The sequence below is a fragment of the Hydrogenophaga sp. GW101-3F08 genome (assembly GCF_059424585.1).
The window spans coordinates 108,182-123,508 of record NZ_JBWKZP010000006.1; the positions used below are offsets into that span (position 1 = coordinate 108,182).

Genomic DNA, 15,327 nt, shown 5'->3' on the forward strand with positions numbered 1-15,327 from the left:
CACCTTGGGCCCAGGCCCACCGCTGACGCGGGCCCGGACGACGCGCACGCCCCCAGTCCGATCGCCCTACAACCGGGCCGGTACGCTCTGCGGCAGATGCAGCACGACCCGTCGCGGGTCCACCGCCATCCGGTCCAGCGCCTGGTTCAGGCGCTCCAGCAGCCGCATCTCGTCGACCGGCTCGTCGGCCGTTTTGGCCGTTTCGGACAAGGTGGCCGAAACCAGGCGAAAGCGCAGCGGCAGCTCAACCGGCAGCGCGGGCACCCGCTCCAGCCCCTTGGCCACGATGTGCTGGGCCAGCAGCTTGAGCTCTTCGGGCCGCAGCGGCCCTTCGACCAGCACCGCGAAGCGCGTGTCGGCGATGCGGGACACGGTGTCCACCTCGCGCACCACCGCCGACAAGCGCGAAGCGGCCACCACCAGCGCGCGGTCGCCGGCCTCGCGGCCCTCGCGGGCAACGATCTCGCCGTGGTTGGACAGCTCCACCAGCACCAGGCCACAGGGGTGGCCATAGCGCCGGGAACGGCGCATGGCGTCGCGCAGGCGCAGGTGGAGCACGGGCGCGATGGTCAGGCCGGTCAGGGGGTCGGTGCTGTCGATGGCGCGCAGACGGGCCCGGTTCTCGTTGAAGTCCTTGGCCCGGCGGTGCAGGATGTACAGCAACAGCGGAATCTCGATGGCCGAACCGATCAGCACCGCGTACTGCGTGGCCCAGCTGTCGGGCAACACGCCGGCGCTGCGCAGCGCAGGAAAGGGGTAGCCCAGGTGCACCGGCAGGAAGCCCAGCGCCATCCAGCCGGCGTAGGTCTCGCCCAGGCGCCAGGTCCAGATGCACAGGGAAAAACTCAGCAGCACCGACAGCAGGCCGTAGAGGTTGAGCACCAGGAAGGCCGTGGGGCTCATCCACGCCACGTAGACCACGGCATACAGCAGGCCAAACACCGACCAGGCGAGCACGAAGCGGTCCACACCGCGGTGGTAACGCGACACCGCGCAGACCTCGCGCACGAACCAGATGCCGGAGGCCGTCAGCCAGAGCATGAACACGGCCGGCGCCACGTCGTTCCACCAGGCCGAGTCGCGCCAGAAGAACAGACCACCGATGCCCGTGAACGCGGCCTGGAAGCCGAGCATGCAAGCCACGTAGCAACAGTAGGCGATGAACACGCGGTCGGCGTAGAGGCGCGCGTGCACCCAGCCCAGGAAGAACACCAGCAGGCCAAAGCCCAGGTAGCCGCCGATCATGAGGAAGGTCCAGTACCGCTTCTCCTGCAGGCTGTTTTCGGTCAACAGCTGCAGGCGCGGGCTCGTGGGCGCGGGCGCGTTCACCACGCGCAGCCAGACCGGACCGGCGGCCTGGGGATCGAGGGCGAACACGGGGGTCTGGTCCGGGTGGTCCCATTGCGACACCGGCAGATGGTCGCCGGAGCGCTGTTCGCGCCAGGCGCCATTGGGCCCCCGGCTGTACAGGGTGGCCTCGTTGGTGAAGGCAGCCGCGCTCAGCATCAGGTACCAGCGCTGAGCGGTGTCCAGCCGGGGCGGCTCCAGGCGCATCCAGAGGGCGGTGCCGTCGAGCGGGAAGACGCGGAATGTCTCCATGGGCTGAAAGCTGTTGGGCGGCAGCGCCACCACATCGGCGATGCCCTTCGTGCCCGACTCGTCGACCCAGAAATGCGTCTGCAGGGTGACGTCGCCTTCGCCCTCGGTGGCCCGGGCAGGGCCGATCCACAGGGCGAGCCCCAGGCCCAGCAGCACAACCACCATCCCCACCATCCGGCGCATGGCAGCGGCGCAGCGATGGGCCGGGTTGGGGGGGGCGGTGGATCGATCCATGACCGGCATCGTAAACATTTGTAACGCGCGCGGAAAAAATTCTTCAGGAAACGACGGCGTCGGGCTCGGGAACGGGCCGCTGTGCCGTGCCGCCACCGTGCACAGGCCGCCAGTGGCCGGTGGTCGTCCAGCGGTCTTCCAGGCGGTTGAGCCAGCCCGGGGCTGCGGGATCGTCGCTCCAGGCCGATACGGTCTCGGTCAGGGGGTTGAGCAGGTGGTCGGGCAGGTTCAGCGGGCGCGTCTGGTCCAGCAAGAAACGGGTCAGCAGGTGGTAGCCCACGATGCGGGTGAACAGCCGGGACAACGAAAAGCCCGGCGAAAACACCCGCACCACGGTGTCGATCAGGCGCACCAGCAGCCGGCCCGCGAGGAACAGCAGCCGGGTGGGCCAGGAGACGCGCTCGTCCACGCCGATCTCGCGCGCGGTGTCCGGCCCGATCAGCCAGCGCGTCAGCGGCACCGGGATGCCCCGCACCACCGGCAGGCGGATCGTGCGCTCCATGGTCTGCATGAGCGCGCGGCCCAGGGCCGGCCGGGCGTCCGGGCTCACCGACTGTCCATGCGCCTGCGCCTGGATGCGCTCGAACAGCGCGGCAGCTTCTTCCATGGTGTCGGCCATGAGCTCGCGCCGCACCCCCAGCACATGGCCCATCACGTTCCAGGCGTGCAGGTAGGCCTCTTCGTCCGCGCGCGGCAGGCCCAGGCCCAGCGTGCGCATGCCCTTGAGGAAGCTGTAGCTGAAGGTCAGCAGGGTGTAGGCCAGCTCGATCTGGTTGCAGGGCAGCCCCTGGCGGTCCACGTCCCAGCCGTGCGACATCAAGGCCGCGTGCATGCCGGTGGATGCGCCGGCCCGCAGCAGCGGCGCGACCTGGCCGCGCACCGCCTGCGGCTCACCGCGCAGGATCAGGTGGCGGATGGTAGCGTGGATGAGCCGCACCTTGAGCACCTGGGCCACACCGGCGCCGCTGGCGTCCATCAGCCCGCCCTTCATCATCACCGGGAACACCATGGCCGCGGTCTGGCGGATGCGGTGTTCGGTGTGCTGCTCCAGCTGGCCCGCGATGTGCAACACCTCGGCCAGGTTGGGCAGCACGTAGCACTCGGGCAGGCTGGCGCAGAACAGCAGCGTGCACGACAGCGGGCCCTGCTCCATGAAGATGGCCTCGGCGCGCTCGACCTTGGCCGCGTCGGCCCAGGCGGGCAACGCGCGCCCTTCGCCGACATAGGCGCGCAACGCGGCCACCACCGCCGGATCGGCCGCCACCGCTGCGGGGTCGCCCGGCCCCCAGTCGGCCAGGGCGCCGTTGCTGGTCCAGCCCGCCATGAGGCGGGTGGCGGCGGCGAGCCGGTCCGTGGCCGGTCCGGTGGCGCCGTCGGCACCGGACCACGGCCCGATGAGCGCCGCCACGGTCCGGTCCGCCAGCGGGTCGGCCTGCAGCCCCATCGGGTCCAGCGGCACGCTGTGGGCGGGCTGCGCCTGGGGCGCCTCGGCGTGCGCCAGGGTCCAGTGCCGCCAGGCCACCCAAGCGATCAGCGTGGGCATGCCCATGGCAAAAAAGGCGATGGCGCGGATTTCGACCGGGTGGCCCAGAAATACCTGGAACACCAGGCCGCTGGCGTACAGCCCGATCGGCACCCAGGCCGCGAGCCGGGTCTGGCGCTTGATGGCCGGCACACGGCGCGGCGCGGCCAGCGCCTGGAAGGTGGCGACGATCACGAAGGACACCAGCATCCAGCCCACGAAACCCTGCAGCGTTTCTCCAAACCAGCCCCCGTCGGGTTTCTCCATGATCCAGGCCTTGAGCACGTACACGAAGTACGGGTCGGCCCCGAGATCGAAGGTGGTCACGATCATCGCGGCCAGCCAAGCGGTGAGCGCGCCGCTCTTGAGCGTGGGCGCCGCGTGCACCGGCGTGCGCCACAGAATGAGGCTGGCCAGCACATAACCCACCAGGCACAGAGCCAGCCACATCAGCGGAATCGCCAGCGGCACATCGCCCAGCCGGGGGCCCAGCACCTCGGTGTAGGTGTAGCGGCCGAAAAACCAGCCGCGAGAAGAGCCCATCTGTTCGGCGAACCAGCCCAGCCCCAGCGCCAGCACGGCCAGCACCCGGGCGCCGCGGTGGCCCAGCAGCACCGCGGCGGACCACAACGCGGCCCAGAACATGGCCACCGAAACGGCCACCAGACCGAGCGTGAGCAGCGGGTAGGCCTGCGCGGTGGCGAGGATGAGGCCCGCAGACAACAGGCCGGGCAGCAGGACTTGGAGCAAACGCGAACGCAGAAGAGCCACGGGAGCCTCCCAGGAAATCGGTCACAGCCCCCTGCGTTGACGGGCAACGGCCGGCCGGGCATTCACCCGCAGCCGCCGCAACCGACCCAGCGCCCCACCACCGACGCGCATGGTTCGTGCATGCTGGGTCGGCCCAGCGGTGGCGCGGGAGTCGACGTTTATTTTAGATAACCGTCAGGTCAGGGTATTCCCCAGGCGAACCACCACCGACAGACCGGTGGTGGCGTGGGCGTGCCCCGTCTCACGCGTAGAAGTCGTACGGAGACTTCAGGCCATAGATGTGCACGGCGCCCGGGCCACCCGCGAAACATTGGGCCAACTCGGGCACCGCGGGAACGGCGAGGATGGCGATGTCCTGCGTGCCCAGGGTCTGGAAGCTGGCGTTGCTCGCGCCGCTGCGGTTGGGGTCGCCGCCGACGGCGGGCTGCTGCACGCGGGCCAGCTGGGTATGGCCGGCATAGGCGGCGTTGCCCGCGTCAAGGTAGTTGGCGTAGACGCATTGCACGCTGTTTTGCACGCCCTGACAGGCCGTGCCGTTGCTGGCATCCAAGGCGTACTGGCCGTCGCAGTTGAAGACGAACCCCATGGCATCGGCGGCCACGCTGGGCGCAGCGATCTGCATGCCGCACGAGGGGATGATCTGCACATGCAGGGCATCGACCGCCTGGGGCCAAGGCTCGTTGTCGATGTTGCGGCGCAGGCGCACGTCGCTGTGGTCCAGGCAAATCTCCACGCCGAAATCGACGTACTGCGGGAAATTGTCCGGGCCGTAGTTCTGCCGGAAGATGGCGTATTTGTCCTTGGCACTGGCCTTGAGGTCGCCATGGCTCAGATCGATGAAGGGGTAGGCCGTCATCTGCTCCGTCACGGTGTCTTTGCGACCGGTCGTGTCGTAGAGCACGAAGTCTTCGTTGGAGACAAAGTATTTCTCGCAGGTCATCTGGTCCGTGCCCAGCGAATGGGTGGGCGTGTCCAGCGCAACGTTGCTCACGATCAGGGCGCGGTTGCGCACCTCCATGCAGGGATAGCCGTGGCAGTTCTTGATGAAGTTGACCAACATGTCGAACACCACGCCGTTCAGCGGCCCGTAGGCCGCCAGCCACTGCTCGGACAACGCCTGCACCACGGCATTGCGAACCTGGGTGCTGTTGGAGGCCAGGATGTTGGTCACGTCATGCACACGCGAGGTGATCGCCGAACCGCAGACAAAGGTCCAGTCCGGGTACTGGCTGGCCGGAAAGGCCTGGCGCAGCTCGCTCAGGATGAAATCGGTCGGGTCCGCATCGGCATGCCCGTAGACGTATGGGCCCTGGGTGCCATGGAAATAGAACTCCGGCGCCACGAACAGGTTGAGCACGCTGCCCGGCGCATCGCCCGATGGCAGGGCGGTGCGCGCCTGTTCCGCGGCGTTCTTCAGCACCGCGATGCGTGCACGCACATCCGCCTGAAAGTCCTCCAGCCCAAGATAGGTGCCCGCCACCGCACCCGGGCCATTGGGGTTGCCGATGGCGACCATGTTGGCCGGCGTGGTGGGGATGGTGTAGCCGATGAATCGGACCTTGGAATACCGCTGGGTCATGAAAATGCCTCCTTTGAAGTCCGTGTGCAGGTCACGCCGTGCGCATGCGTCTGGCCGTGGCCTGGTGCCGTGATGCGGATGGCTGGCGCAGGTCGAACGTGGCCAGCAGCAGCCAGCGCCGGGCCTTGTGCTCGACGCCCGGCTTGGCGCGCAGCGGCGTGGTGTAGTGCCAAAAAGGCAGGCGGTACAGCGCCACCGATCCGTCACTGGCGGCCGGATAGACGCCCGCCAGATGGCCATGCTCTTCGCAGACCAGGAACTGGTCCTGGACGCTGTCGTTGCACAGCGAGATGTGCAGATCCACAAAACCGTCGCGTGCGTGGGCGTTCTCCGGGTGGTGGTCATTGTGCGGTCCCGAATAGTCGCCGGGCTCGTACAGGATGAGTTGCACGCCGCGCCGCCGCTCCAGCGGCAATCCGGTGATCCGCTCGGCGAAGAGGGCCAGGCTTTCCGAACGAAGCATCTGCAGCAGGCCGATGTCCGCGGCGGCCCGGTAAGCGGCCGTTCGGGGGGAGTCGAAATAGGCCGTCTGGATGCGCATGCTCTTGGGCAAGCGCTCGGTGTAGTTGCGGCGCATGCCGGTGATGGTCTCGGGCGGAATGCGCGACTCGATGCGACGGACATGGGCCGGCATGGTGGCGTCGAGCAGGCGGCGCGCTTGCTTCGCCCAGGTCTTGTTGAGCATGCCCGGCAAGAAGGCCAGTGGCGTCTGGCCGGAGCCCGTGTCCTTGTTCGCGGTCCAGCCGGCGAAACGCGCGGTGTCTGCGAAACCCTGCCGCAGCATCACCTGGCCTCGCGCGCTGAGCATGTCGGCGAATTCCGCCGGAAACCTCTCCATGGTTGCCTCCTCTGCTGTTGTGCGGCCATGCTCGTGCATCGCATGCGTTCGCCCCGCAACGCACTGGCAACCCTGACAGGTGGACCCGCCTGACCGGCGACCGTCTTGCTACGGTCGGGGCCCGACGCGGCCATGCCTCGAAGGCCGCGCAGGGGTAGGCATTCTTTCAAACACTCATGGAGACCACATGGCCAGCACTTCTCAACGCAGTTCCGCATGGACCGCAGCCATCAGCACCCTGCCCGCCGATATCCGCCCCGACGTTGACCTGATGTGGGACCAGGGCGGGTTTCTGTCGGCCGAACAGGTTGGCGGCATGTTTGGCAAGCTCGGCGCGCAGGCCGAGATCGGCACCTTGATGATGCAGCTGTTGCCTGTGGCGCAAAGCTATGCGGTGGTACCCGTCTCGCACTATCAGGTCGGGGCGGTGGCAGCAGGGATGCCGGTCCCCGGCACGGGCTGGGCCAGCCTGTATCTGGGCGCGAACTTCGAGTTCAACAATGCGGCTTTGAGCTTCACCGTTCATGCCGAGCAGGCCGCCACCAACAACGCCTGGCTCCATGGCGAAGCGGGTCTGCAGGCGTTGGCCATCAGCGCGGCGCCCTGCGGGTATTGCCGGCAATTCCTGTACGAGCTGGTGTCCGCCCAGCAACTCAACATCCTGTTGCCCCCGGTGCCGCCCCATCCCGGCGACCCCTATGCCTACACGATGACGCCGCTCACCCGCTTCCTGCCCGATGCTTTCGGGCCGACGGACCTTGGCATCACCGGTGGTCTGATGGACCCCAAACTGTGCACACACGTGGTGAGCCTGCCCGGTGGAACGCCGAGCGATCCCGTGGTTGCCGCCGCGCTCGGCGCGGCGCAGCGTTGTTACGCCCCCTATCCCACCGACACGGCATACGGCTACGCGGGCATTGCCGTGCAACTGGAGGATGGAAGCATCTACGCTGGACGCAACGCCGAAAACGCGGCCTACAACCCCAGCCTCTCGCCCCTGGAGTCCGCGCTGGCCTTCATGAACATGAATCAGGTGCAAGGCGCCACCCGCCAGGTGACCCGCTGCGTCCTGGTGGAAGTGCCGACGCTGTCCAGCCAGCAAAGCGCGAGTGCGGCCGTGCTGGCCGCCTACGCTCCAGGCGTGACGCTGGAGTACCTCGCGGCAACCAGTCCTTGACCTTTTGCCGCCATTGGTGGGCCGGCTCGGGAAAAGGCGTTCACCACGCGCTCACGGGCATTCCGCACCTGCGGACAGGCAAAAAAGACCCCCGCCCTTGAAAACCGGGGTCCCCGCCCTTATCATTAGCACTCGCTGGAGTTGAGTGCTAACACTTTGCTTCAAGTCGATCAACGGCATCCGCCGGCCCCTGGTGGCCGGCACCGACCGTGTGAACCACCCCTTTTCCGTTCTATTTCAGGAGATGCAATGAACCTTCGTCCTCTCGCCGATCGCGTGATCGTCAAACGTATCGACAGCGAAACCAAGACCGCTTCCGGCATCGTCATCCCCGACGCAGCTGCTGAAAAACCCGACCAAGGTGAGATCCTGGCCGTCGGTCCCGGCAAGAAAAACGACAAAGGCGAACTGTCCGCCATGAACGTCAAGGTCGGTGACCGCGTTCTGTTCGGCAAGTACAGCGGCCAGACCGTCAAGGTCGACGGCAACGAACTGCTGGTCATGAAGGAAGACGACCTGTTCGCCGTCGTCGAGAAGTAATTCTTCTCTCACCCATCCCCAATTACTGAATCCGGAGAAATCAACATGGCAGCAAAAGACGTCATTTTCGGCGGCGAAGCCCGCGCACGCATGGTCGAGGGTGTGAACATCCTGGCCAACGCCGTCAAAGTCACCCTGGGCCCCAAGGGCCGCAACGTGGTGCTCGAGCGCTCCTTCGGCGCCCCCACCGTGACCAAGGACGGTGTGTCCGTGGCCAAGGAAATCGAACTGAAAGACAAGCTCCAGAACATGGGCGCCCAGATGGTCAAGGAAGTCGCTTCCAAGACCTCGGACAACGCCGGTGACGGCACCACCACCGCCACCGTCCTGGCCCAGGCCATCGTGCGCGAAGGCATGAAGTACGTGGCCGCCGGCATGAACCCGATGGACCTGAAGCGCGGCATCGACAAGGCTGTGGAAGCCCTGATCGCCGAGCTGAAGAAGGCCTCCAAGGCCACCACGACCAGCAAGGAAATCGCCCAGGTCGGCTCCATCTCCGCCAACAGCGACTCCAGCATCGGCGACATCATCGCCAATGCCATGGACAAAGTGGGCAAAGAAGGCGTGATCACCGTGGAAGACGGCAAGTCGCTGCAGAACGAGCTCGACGTCGTCGAAGGCATGCAGTTCGACCGCGGCTACCTGTCGCCCTACTTCATCAACAACCCCGAGAAGCAGGCCGCCCTGCTGGACAACCCCTTCGTGCTGCTGTACGACAAGAAGGTCTCCAACATCCGTGACCTGCTGCCCACGCTGGAGCAGGTCGCCAAGGCCGGCCGTCCGCTGCTGATCATTGCCGAAGACGTCGAAGGCGAAGCCCTGGCGACGCTGGTGGTCAACACCATCCGCGGCATCCTGAAGGTGGTGGCTGTGAAGGCCCCTGGCTTCGGCGACCGCCGCAAGGCCATGCTGGAAGACATCGCCATCCTGACCGGCGGCAAAGTGATCGCCGAAGAAGTCGGCATGACGCTGGAAAAAGTGACCCTGGCCGATCTGGGCTCGGCCAAGCGCATCGAAGTGGGCAAGGAAAACACCACCATCATCGACGGCGCCGGCGCTGCCGCTGACATCGAAGCCCGCGTGAAACAAGTGCGCGTGCAGATCGAAGAAGCCACCAGCGATTACGACCGCGAAAAGCTGCAAGAGCGCGTGGCCAAGCTGGCCGGCGGCGTGGCCGTGATCAAGGTCGGCGCTGCCACCGAAGTCGAAATGAAGGAAAAGAAGGCCCGCGTGGAAGACGCCCTGCACGCCACGCGCGCTGCGGTGGAAGAAGGCATCGTGGCCGGTGGTGGCGTGGCCCTGCTGCGCGCCCGTCAGGCCGCTGGCACCATCAAGGGTGACAACGCCGACCAGGACGCCGGCATCAAGCTGGTGCTGAAAGCGGTCGAAGCGCCCCTGCGCGAGATCGTGGCCAACGCCGGTGGCGAGCCGAGCGTGGTGGTCAACGCCGTGCTGGCTGGCCAGGGCAACCACGGCTTCAACGCCGCCAACGACACCTATGGCGACATGATCGAAATGGGCATCCTGGACCCGACGAAGGTGACCCGCACCGCGCTGCAGAACGCCGCTTCGGTGTCCGCTCTGATGCTGACGACCGAGTGCATGGTGGCCGAGTCCCCGAAGGACGACGCACCTGCCGGTGGCATGGGCGGCGGTATGGGTGGCATGGGCGACATGGGCGGCATGGGCATGTAATTGATCCTTGCCTGAGGGCGCATGGCGGCGTTGCAGCCGCTTGCCGTGGCGATGCCACAGTCAGCGCGTCTGCGCCTTGCCCTGCACCCTCATGCCGCGTCGGAATGCATCACTGCAGGCTGACGAACCCCAAAAGAAAAACCCCGCGAGGCGACTCGCGGGGTTTTTTTCAATGGGGGAAAAAATAGCGAGAAAGCTCGCTCGGTCATTCAGCGGAGGAACCCGTGCGCGGCGTGGCGGGCCAGGCCGGGCGTTTTGACCAGCGCTCGCGTGCCTCGTCGTCAGGGTGCCGCGCAGCTGAAGCTGCTGGCCTGGGACGGGTCGCCGCTGCCCTTGTATTGGGGGTAGCCGGGGTAGGGGCACAGCGGCCGCTCAAACGTGGCTCCGGTGGCGGTGGTGCCGGTCGCCACAAGCTGGTTGGGCGCGATGCCTTTTTCCACCCAGTCCACCAGCGCGGTCACCAAGTCGGCATGGGCCGCACCCGGGCCTGTGAGGTCGTGCCCGACGCCGGGCGAGGTCACAAACCGGGCATAGCCGTCGAAAGCGGCGCTGCCACTGTCCTTGCGTACCTGGTCCAGGTAGGCGGCGGTGCGGTACACCGAGACGCAGGTGTCGGCCAGGCCGTACCACACCAGCAGCTTGCCGCGCTTGCCAAACGCCTTCAGTGAAGCCTTGGGCTCCATCACCTTGGACAGAGACTGCCACTTGGGTGCCAGGGTCAGCGGGTCGTGGCTGATGGAGTCGGCTTCCGTGGAGCCCGTCAGGGTCTGGATGACCGCAGTGGGCGCGATGTAGCTGAAACCTTTTTTCAGGAAGTCGCCATCGTACTCAAAGCCAAAGGCATAAACCTGCCAGTCGCCGGTGGCGGCACCGCCGCGCCCGTAGCGCTCGTAGCCCGTCATGCCGTTGGCCAGGGTGATGGGCACGGTCTTGTTGGCGTAGTTGAGGCGGATGGCTTCGACTTGGCCCGAGGTCAGGCAGCTGTCGTCCTTGGCGCCGGCCACGTCGTCCTTGCACAGCAGGTCGGTGGGCACGTAGTTGCAGGCTTCCACGTTGCCGATGATGCCGTCTTCCAGACCGTCCAGCTTGTCACAGGCCTTGATTTCGGCGGCTGCGTACAGGGTCGATTTGCCGGGGCTGATCCAGTTGGCCTGCTCGGGCAGGTTGGCCTTTTTGCTGCCGTCCGCGTTGTGGCCGTAGATCCAGCGGTTGAAGTCGCCCAGGTTGACCTGGTGGGCTTGCTGGCTGATGGCGGGGGACATGGCCAGCACGCCGTCGTAGTCGTTGGGGTACCTGCTGGCCGCCATCAGGCCCGAACGGCCGCCGTTGGAGTGCCCCACCATGTAGCGCCGGGTGGGGGCTTTGCCATAGAACTGGGTGGCGATGTGCGTGCCCACTTGCAAGGCGAGGTGGTTGGCTTCGTAGGCATGGTTCTTCAAGGCAGTTTTGTCTTTGCCCCAGGCAAAGTCTTCCGTCTGGTGGCCGGAGTCGGAACTGATGCGCACGAACGGCAGCGCGGCCTTGCCCTGCACGTATTTCACGTGCCAGGGGTCGTCGGTGGGCATGAAGCCGTCAAACCCGCCGCCGCCCAGGGTCAGTACCTTGCCGTTCCAGTCGGTGCCCTCGGGCAGTTCCACGGCCCAGTGGATGGTGGAGCCGGGTGACGACACGATGGTGCCACGCACGATGCAGGCGCGGGGCATGGCAATGGGCTCCTGGGAACCGTAGTGTGTTTCGGGCACGGTTTGCGCGGGCCGCAGTTCGGTCTTGACGAACTTCGCGTTGACAGGCAACCGGTGGGGCACAAAGCTGGCGCACGACTCGGCCAATGGCCGAGCCGAAGGCGGTGCGGGCGTCTTGTTGCTGGCGTGGGCGCCAAGCATGACGGCGCTGGCCAGGGCGCCCGTCAGAGCGGCTGTCTTGGGGAATGCCTTTGCGGCGGTGTGAACGCGACTGGACTGGGACGCCCAGAACGGGGTTGTGCAGAATGAGGGGCTCATCAATGTGCTTCCTTGCAAGGAAATTGCCGCTCATGCACGGCTGGCCAGCCCTGTGCAGCCAGCCCTGTGCAGCGGGCTTGGGCCATGCTAGGACGGTGCAAATCCGGCGTCTTGTACGCCACGGGGAACCGAGGGGAAACACCGATGTCGGCGCTTCATGCCATATCCGGGGTGGTCTATCTGGGCAACGATTGGCTGATGTACGCCGATCCCGATCTCGCGTTCAATCTCTCCGAGAACGTTGCGCCGGCACTGGTGTTTGGGTCGGTGGGTGCCCCCGCCACGTTGGGGCTGCGCGATGAGACGGAGGTTTGCGGCACGGTGCTGCTGCATGCCAGTGGTGTGTGGAGCGGGCTGTCCCGGCGTCGCGCGCTGGCCTTCCTGTACGTGGACCCCTTGTCTGACGTCGGCGTCTGCCTGCAGCAGCGCGCTCAGGGAGGGGTGGTGGTCTGGCCGGATGGCGAGTTGATGGCGCGGCACGGCATGGCTTTGGACGCCTTGTGTCAAGGTGATGTGGGTGCAGCCCATGTCAGGCGGTGGGTGGCCAGCGTGCTGGGCGAGGTGGCTGCGTTTTCGGGCGGTGCGGCGCGGGCCGATGCACGGCTGACCGGGCTGCGCGCCGGTTTGCATCGGCACAGCGAGGGGCGCGCAGACCCGGTGGCCTTGGCCAGTCAATTGGGCCTGTCTGCCGAACACGTGCGCAAGCTGTTTCGCCAGCAGGTGGGCATGACGCTTTCAAGCTACCTGGCGTGGGCCAGGCTGTACCAGGTGACCGCCAGTGCCTGTGACGCGCAACAGCGCGGGCAGAGCCAAAGCGCCACCCACTTGGTGAGCGCCGGGGGGTTCTACGACGCTTCGCACGCGTCGCGGGCCATCAGGCGTTACTTCGATCTGCTGCCGACCGAAATGCTGGCGCCCAAGGCGTTCGTGGACTGCCGTGTCTTGGGCTGATGCGTGCCATGTGCGCTGCCAACGGCGCACGGCCCGCTCAGGCCACCGGCTCCCAGCGCCCGCTGCGCTCAGATTGCCAGAGTGCGTCGATCACGCGCGCCTGTGCCACCGCGTCGTTCAGACCCTTGCTGGCGCCGGGGTCTGCGCCCTCGCGCAGGCGGCGCGAGAAGGCTTCCACCTCCAGCCGGTATTGGTCGGCCAGGGGCAGGGTCTCCACGGTGACGCTGCTGCCGTCCCGCTGCCCGCCTTCGTCAAGCGCCAGGCGCATCTGCGCGTCGCGCGCGGCGTTGAAGGGCACGAACAGTTCGATGCGGCCCGTGGTGCCCACCACCTGCACCCGCTGGAACGGCACGCTCTGTGTGGATACCGTGAAGCTGAGCTGCCTGGTGCCACCAAAGTCCAGCAGCGCGCTGGTCAGCCGGTCGGTTCCCAGCACCGGGTCGCGGTCCACCAGCGAGATGGCGCGCAGGGGCTCGGCTTCAAACAGGTAACGCCCGGCCAGCACCGCGTAGCAGCCAATGTCGTACAGCGCGCCGCCGCCAATGCCGGGCTGGTTGCGCACGTTGCTGGGGTCTTCGTTGAAGTACGAGAAAAACACCTGCACCGCGCGTGGCGTGCCGATGCGCCCGGCCCGCACCAGCTCGCGGGCGCGCAGCCATTGCGGGTGGTGGCGCACCATGAAGGCCTCTTCAATGAGCACCCGCGATGCGGCGTCCTTCACGCTCAGGGCCTCTTCGGCGTTGAGCGCGAAGGGTTTTTCGCACAGCACGTGTTTGCCCGCCGCCGCGGCCGCGAGCGTGAGGGGGACGTGCAGGTGGTTGGGCAGCGGGTTGTAGACCGCCTCGATGGCGGGGTCGGCCAACAGTGCCTCGTAGCTGCCGTAGGCCTGCGCGATGCCCAGCGACTGCGCGGTGGCCTGCGCCGCGGGCAAGGACCGCGAAGCGATGGCGCGCAACTCGACCAGCGGGCTGGACAGCATCGCCGGTATCACGTGCTCGAGCCCGATCTTCGCGGTGCTCAGCACGCCCCACACGACTGGCTTCATGGCGTTCTCCAGGTGGCGGTCGTCGCGGTCGCGTCGCTCAGATATAGCTGTTGACCAGGTTCTCCAGCCGTTCCTGGCGACCCGAGACCGGGCGGGTGTCGGTGTTGTGGGCCACCACGTGGGCGGCCACGGCGTCCAGGCCCATCTTGCCGGCGAGGATGTCCTGGCCGAAGGGCGTGGCCCACCCGGCGTAGCGCTGCTCCACCAGTTGGCCGAGCTGGTCGTCCTGCAGCATTTTTTCGGCGATCAGCAGGGCGCGGGCCGAGACGTCCATGCCGCCGATGTGGCCGTGGAACATGTCTTCGGGGTCGATGGACTGGCGGCGCACCTTGGAATCGAAGTTCAGGCCGCCGGTGGTGAAACCGCCGCCCTTGAGGATGAGGTAGAGCGCCAGCGCGGTCTCAGGGATGTTGTTGGGGAACTGGTCGGTGTCCCAGCCGCACTGCATGTCGCCGCGGTTCATGTCGATGGAGCCGAAGATGCCCAGGTCCAAAGCGGTGGCGATCTCGTGCTCGAAACTGTGGCCCGAGAGCGTGGCGTGGTTGGCCTCGATGTTGACCTTGATCTCCTTGTCCAGGCCGTAGCGGCACAGGAAGCCATAGACCGTGGCGGTGTCGAAGTCGTACTGGTGCTTGGAGGGTTCGCGCGGCTTGGGTTCGATCAGGATGGTGCCCTTGAAGCCGATCTTGTGTTTGTAGTCCACCACCATGTTCAGGAAGCGGCCCATCTGGTCGAGCTCCTGCCCCATGCGGGTGTTGAGCAGGGTCTCATAGCCCTCGCGGCCGCCCCACAACACGTAGTTCTCGCCGCCGAGCTTGAGCGTGGCGTCCATGGCTTCCTTGACCTGGAGGGCGGCCAGGGCAAAGATTTCGGGGTTGGGGTTGGTGGCCGCGCCCGACATGAAGCGGCGGTGGCTGAACAGGTTGGCCGTGCCCCACAGCAGCTTCATGCCGGTGGCCTGCTGCTTGGCGGCCAGCACGTCCACCATCTCGTGCAGGTGGTTCACGCTCTCGCGCGGCGTGGCGCCTTCGGGGGCCACGTCGCGGTCGTGGAAGCAATAGTAGGGCGCGCCCAGTTTGGCGAAGAACTCGAACGCCACGTCGGCCTTGGCCTTGGCGGCCGCCATCGGGTCGGCCATCAGCTGCCAGGGGCGCTGGAAGCTGTCGCCGCCAAACGGGTCGGAGCCGTTCCAGCAGAAGCTGTGCCAGTAGCAGACGGCAAAGCGCAGGTGGTCCTGCATGCGCTTGCCCAGCACCAGGCGGTCTTTGTCGTACCACTTGAAGGCCAAGGGGTTTGCGGATTGGGGGCCTTCGTAGGCGATGGGGGCGATGTCGGCGAAATAGGAGCTCATGGCGTTCTCGGTGGGCAGGGGTTGG

Annotated in this window: 11 protein-coding genes; 4 read left to right on the forward strand and 7 right to left on the reverse strand. The window is 66.7% G+C overall.

Annotation, left to right across the window (positions count from 1 at the left end; all coding sequences use genetic code 11):
- Window positions 1-66: 66 nt before the first annotated feature.
- The 4 genes from AC07YZ_RS16210 to AC07YZ_RS16225 form a co-directional block, all read right to left on the reverse strand.
- Window positions 67-1,833, reverse strand: a complete 1,767-nt coding sequence (locus AC07YZ_RS16210) for a sensor domain-containing diguanylate cyclase (RefSeq protein WP_494795453.1) — start codon at window positions 1,831-1,833, stop codon at window positions 67-69.
- 43 nt (window positions 1,834-1,876) lie between these two features.
- Complete coding sequence (locus AC07YZ_RS16215; protein WP_494795454.1) at window positions 1,877-4,126, reverse strand: carotenoid biosynthesis protein; 2,250 nt, start codon at window positions 4,124-4,126, stop codon at window positions 1,877-1,879.
- Between the two features lie 241 nt (window positions 4,127-4,367).
- Window positions 4,368-5,705 carry a hypothetical protein gene (locus tag AC07YZ_RS16220; protein ID WP_494795455.1) on the reverse strand — a complete coding sequence of 446 codons (1,338 nt, stop codon included), beginning with the start codon at window positions 5,703-5,705 and terminating at the stop codon, window positions 4,368-4,370.
- Between the two features lie 31 nt (window positions 5,706-5,736).
- Window positions 5,737-6,543 carry a hypothetical protein gene (locus AC07YZ_RS16225; RefSeq protein WP_494795456.1) on the reverse strand — a complete coding sequence of 269 codons (807 nt, stop codon included), beginning with the start codon at window positions 6,541-6,543 and terminating at the stop codon, window positions 5,737-5,739.
- A gap of 187 nt (window positions 6,544-6,730) precedes the next feature.
- Between AC07YZ_RS16225 and cdd the strand changes: the two genes are divergently transcribed.
- The 3 genes from cdd to groL all read left to right on the forward strand — a co-directional run bounded on the left by cdd (window position 6,731) and on the right by groL (window position 9,955).
- Window positions 6,731-7,720: a cytidine deaminase gene (gene cdd, locus AC07YZ_RS16230; protein ID WP_494795457.1), complete on the forward strand. Its 990-nt coding sequence runs from the start codon at window positions 6,731-6,733 to the stop codon at window positions 7,718-7,720.
- Window positions 7,721-7,969: 249 nt separating this feature from the next.
- On the forward strand, window positions 7,970-8,260 hold the full coding sequence (locus AC07YZ_RS16235; RefSeq protein ID WP_068174446.1) for a co-chaperone GroES: 291 nt from the start codon (window positions 7,970-7,972) through the stop codon (window positions 8,258-8,260).
- Between the two features lie 45 nt (window positions 8,261-8,305).
- Window positions 8,306-9,955 carry a chaperonin GroEL gene (gene groL, locus AC07YZ_RS16240; RefSeq protein WP_226491766.1) on the forward strand — a complete coding sequence of 550 codons (1,650 nt, stop codon included), beginning with the start codon at window positions 8,306-8,308 and terminating at the stop codon, window positions 9,953-9,955.
- A gap of 281 nt (window positions 9,956-10,236) precedes the next feature.
- Here the strand turns inward: groL and AC07YZ_RS16245 are convergent, their stop codons facing one another.
- Window positions 10,237-11,838, reverse strand: a complete 1,602-nt coding sequence (locus AC07YZ_RS16245) for a tannase/feruloyl esterase family alpha/beta hydrolase (protein ID WP_494795458.1) — start codon at window positions 11,836-11,838, stop codon at window positions 10,237-10,239.
- A gap of 315 nt (window positions 11,839-12,153) precedes the next feature.
- Here AC07YZ_RS16245 and AC07YZ_RS16250 point away from each other — a divergent pair, with 315 nt between their 5' ends.
- Entirely contained in the window at window positions 12,154-12,906 is a 753-nt protein-coding gene (locus tag AC07YZ_RS16250) for a helix-turn-helix domain-containing protein (protein WP_494795459.1), read from the forward strand.
- A 37-nt stretch (window positions 12,907-12,943) separates the two neighbouring features.
- Here AC07YZ_RS16250 and AC07YZ_RS16255 read toward each other — a convergent pair whose 3' ends face one another.
- Together AC07YZ_RS16255 and xylA are read right to left on the reverse strand one after the other, a co-directional pair.
- Window positions 12,944-13,951 (reverse strand): Gfo/Idh/MocA family protein, encoded by a 1,008-nt coding sequence (locus AC07YZ_RS16255; protein WP_494795460.1) that lies wholly within the window; start codon window positions 13,949-13,951, stop codon window positions 12,944-12,946.
- Between the two features lie 37 nt (window positions 13,952-13,988).
- Window positions 13,989-15,302 carry a xylose isomerase gene (gene xylA / locus AC07YZ_RS16260; RefSeq protein ID WP_494795461.1) on the reverse strand — a complete coding sequence of 438 codons (1,314 nt, stop codon included), beginning with the start codon at window positions 15,300-15,302 and terminating at the stop codon, window positions 13,989-13,991.
- Window positions 15,303-15,327: the final 25 nt, after the last annotated feature.

Coding starts and splice junctions, on each gene's coding strand:
- AC07YZ_RS16255 (WP_494795460.1), bottom strand. CDS start 13,951: ATGAAGCCAGTCGTGTGGGGCGTGCTGAGCACCGCGAAGATCGGGCTC.
- AC07YZ_RS16245 (WP_494795458.1), bottom strand. CDS start 11,838: ATGCTTGGCGCCCACGCCAGCAACAAGACGCCCGCACCGCCTTCGGCT.
- cdd (WP_494795457.1), top strand. CDS start 6,731: ATGGCCAGCACTTCTCAACGCAGTTCCGCATGGACCGCAGCCATCAGC.
- AC07YZ_RS16250 (WP_494795459.1), top strand. CDS start 12,154: ATGTACGCCGATCCCGATCTCGCGTTCAATCTCTCCGAGAACGTTGCG.
- groL (WP_226491766.1), top strand. CDS start 8,306: ATGGCAGCAAAAGACGTCATTTTCGGCGGCGAAGCCCGCGCACGCATG.
- xylA (WP_494795461.1), bottom strand. CDS start 15,302: ATGAGCTCCTATTTCGCCGACATCGCCCCCATCGCCTACGAAGGCCCC.
- AC07YZ_RS16235 (WP_068174446.1), top strand. CDS start 7,970: ATGAACCTTCGTCCTCTCGCCGATCGCGTGATCGTCAAACGTATCGAC.
- AC07YZ_RS16210 (WP_494795453.1), bottom strand. CDS start 1,833: ATGGATCGATCCACCGCCCCCCCCAACCCGGCCCATCGCTGCGCCGCT.
- AC07YZ_RS16220 (WP_494795455.1), bottom strand. CDS start 5,705: ATGACCCAGCGGTATTCCAAGGTCCGATTCATCGGCTACACCATCCCC.
- AC07YZ_RS16225 (WP_494795456.1), bottom strand. CDS start 6,543: ATGGAGAGGTTTCCGGCGGAATTCGCCGACATGCTCAGCGCGCGAGGC.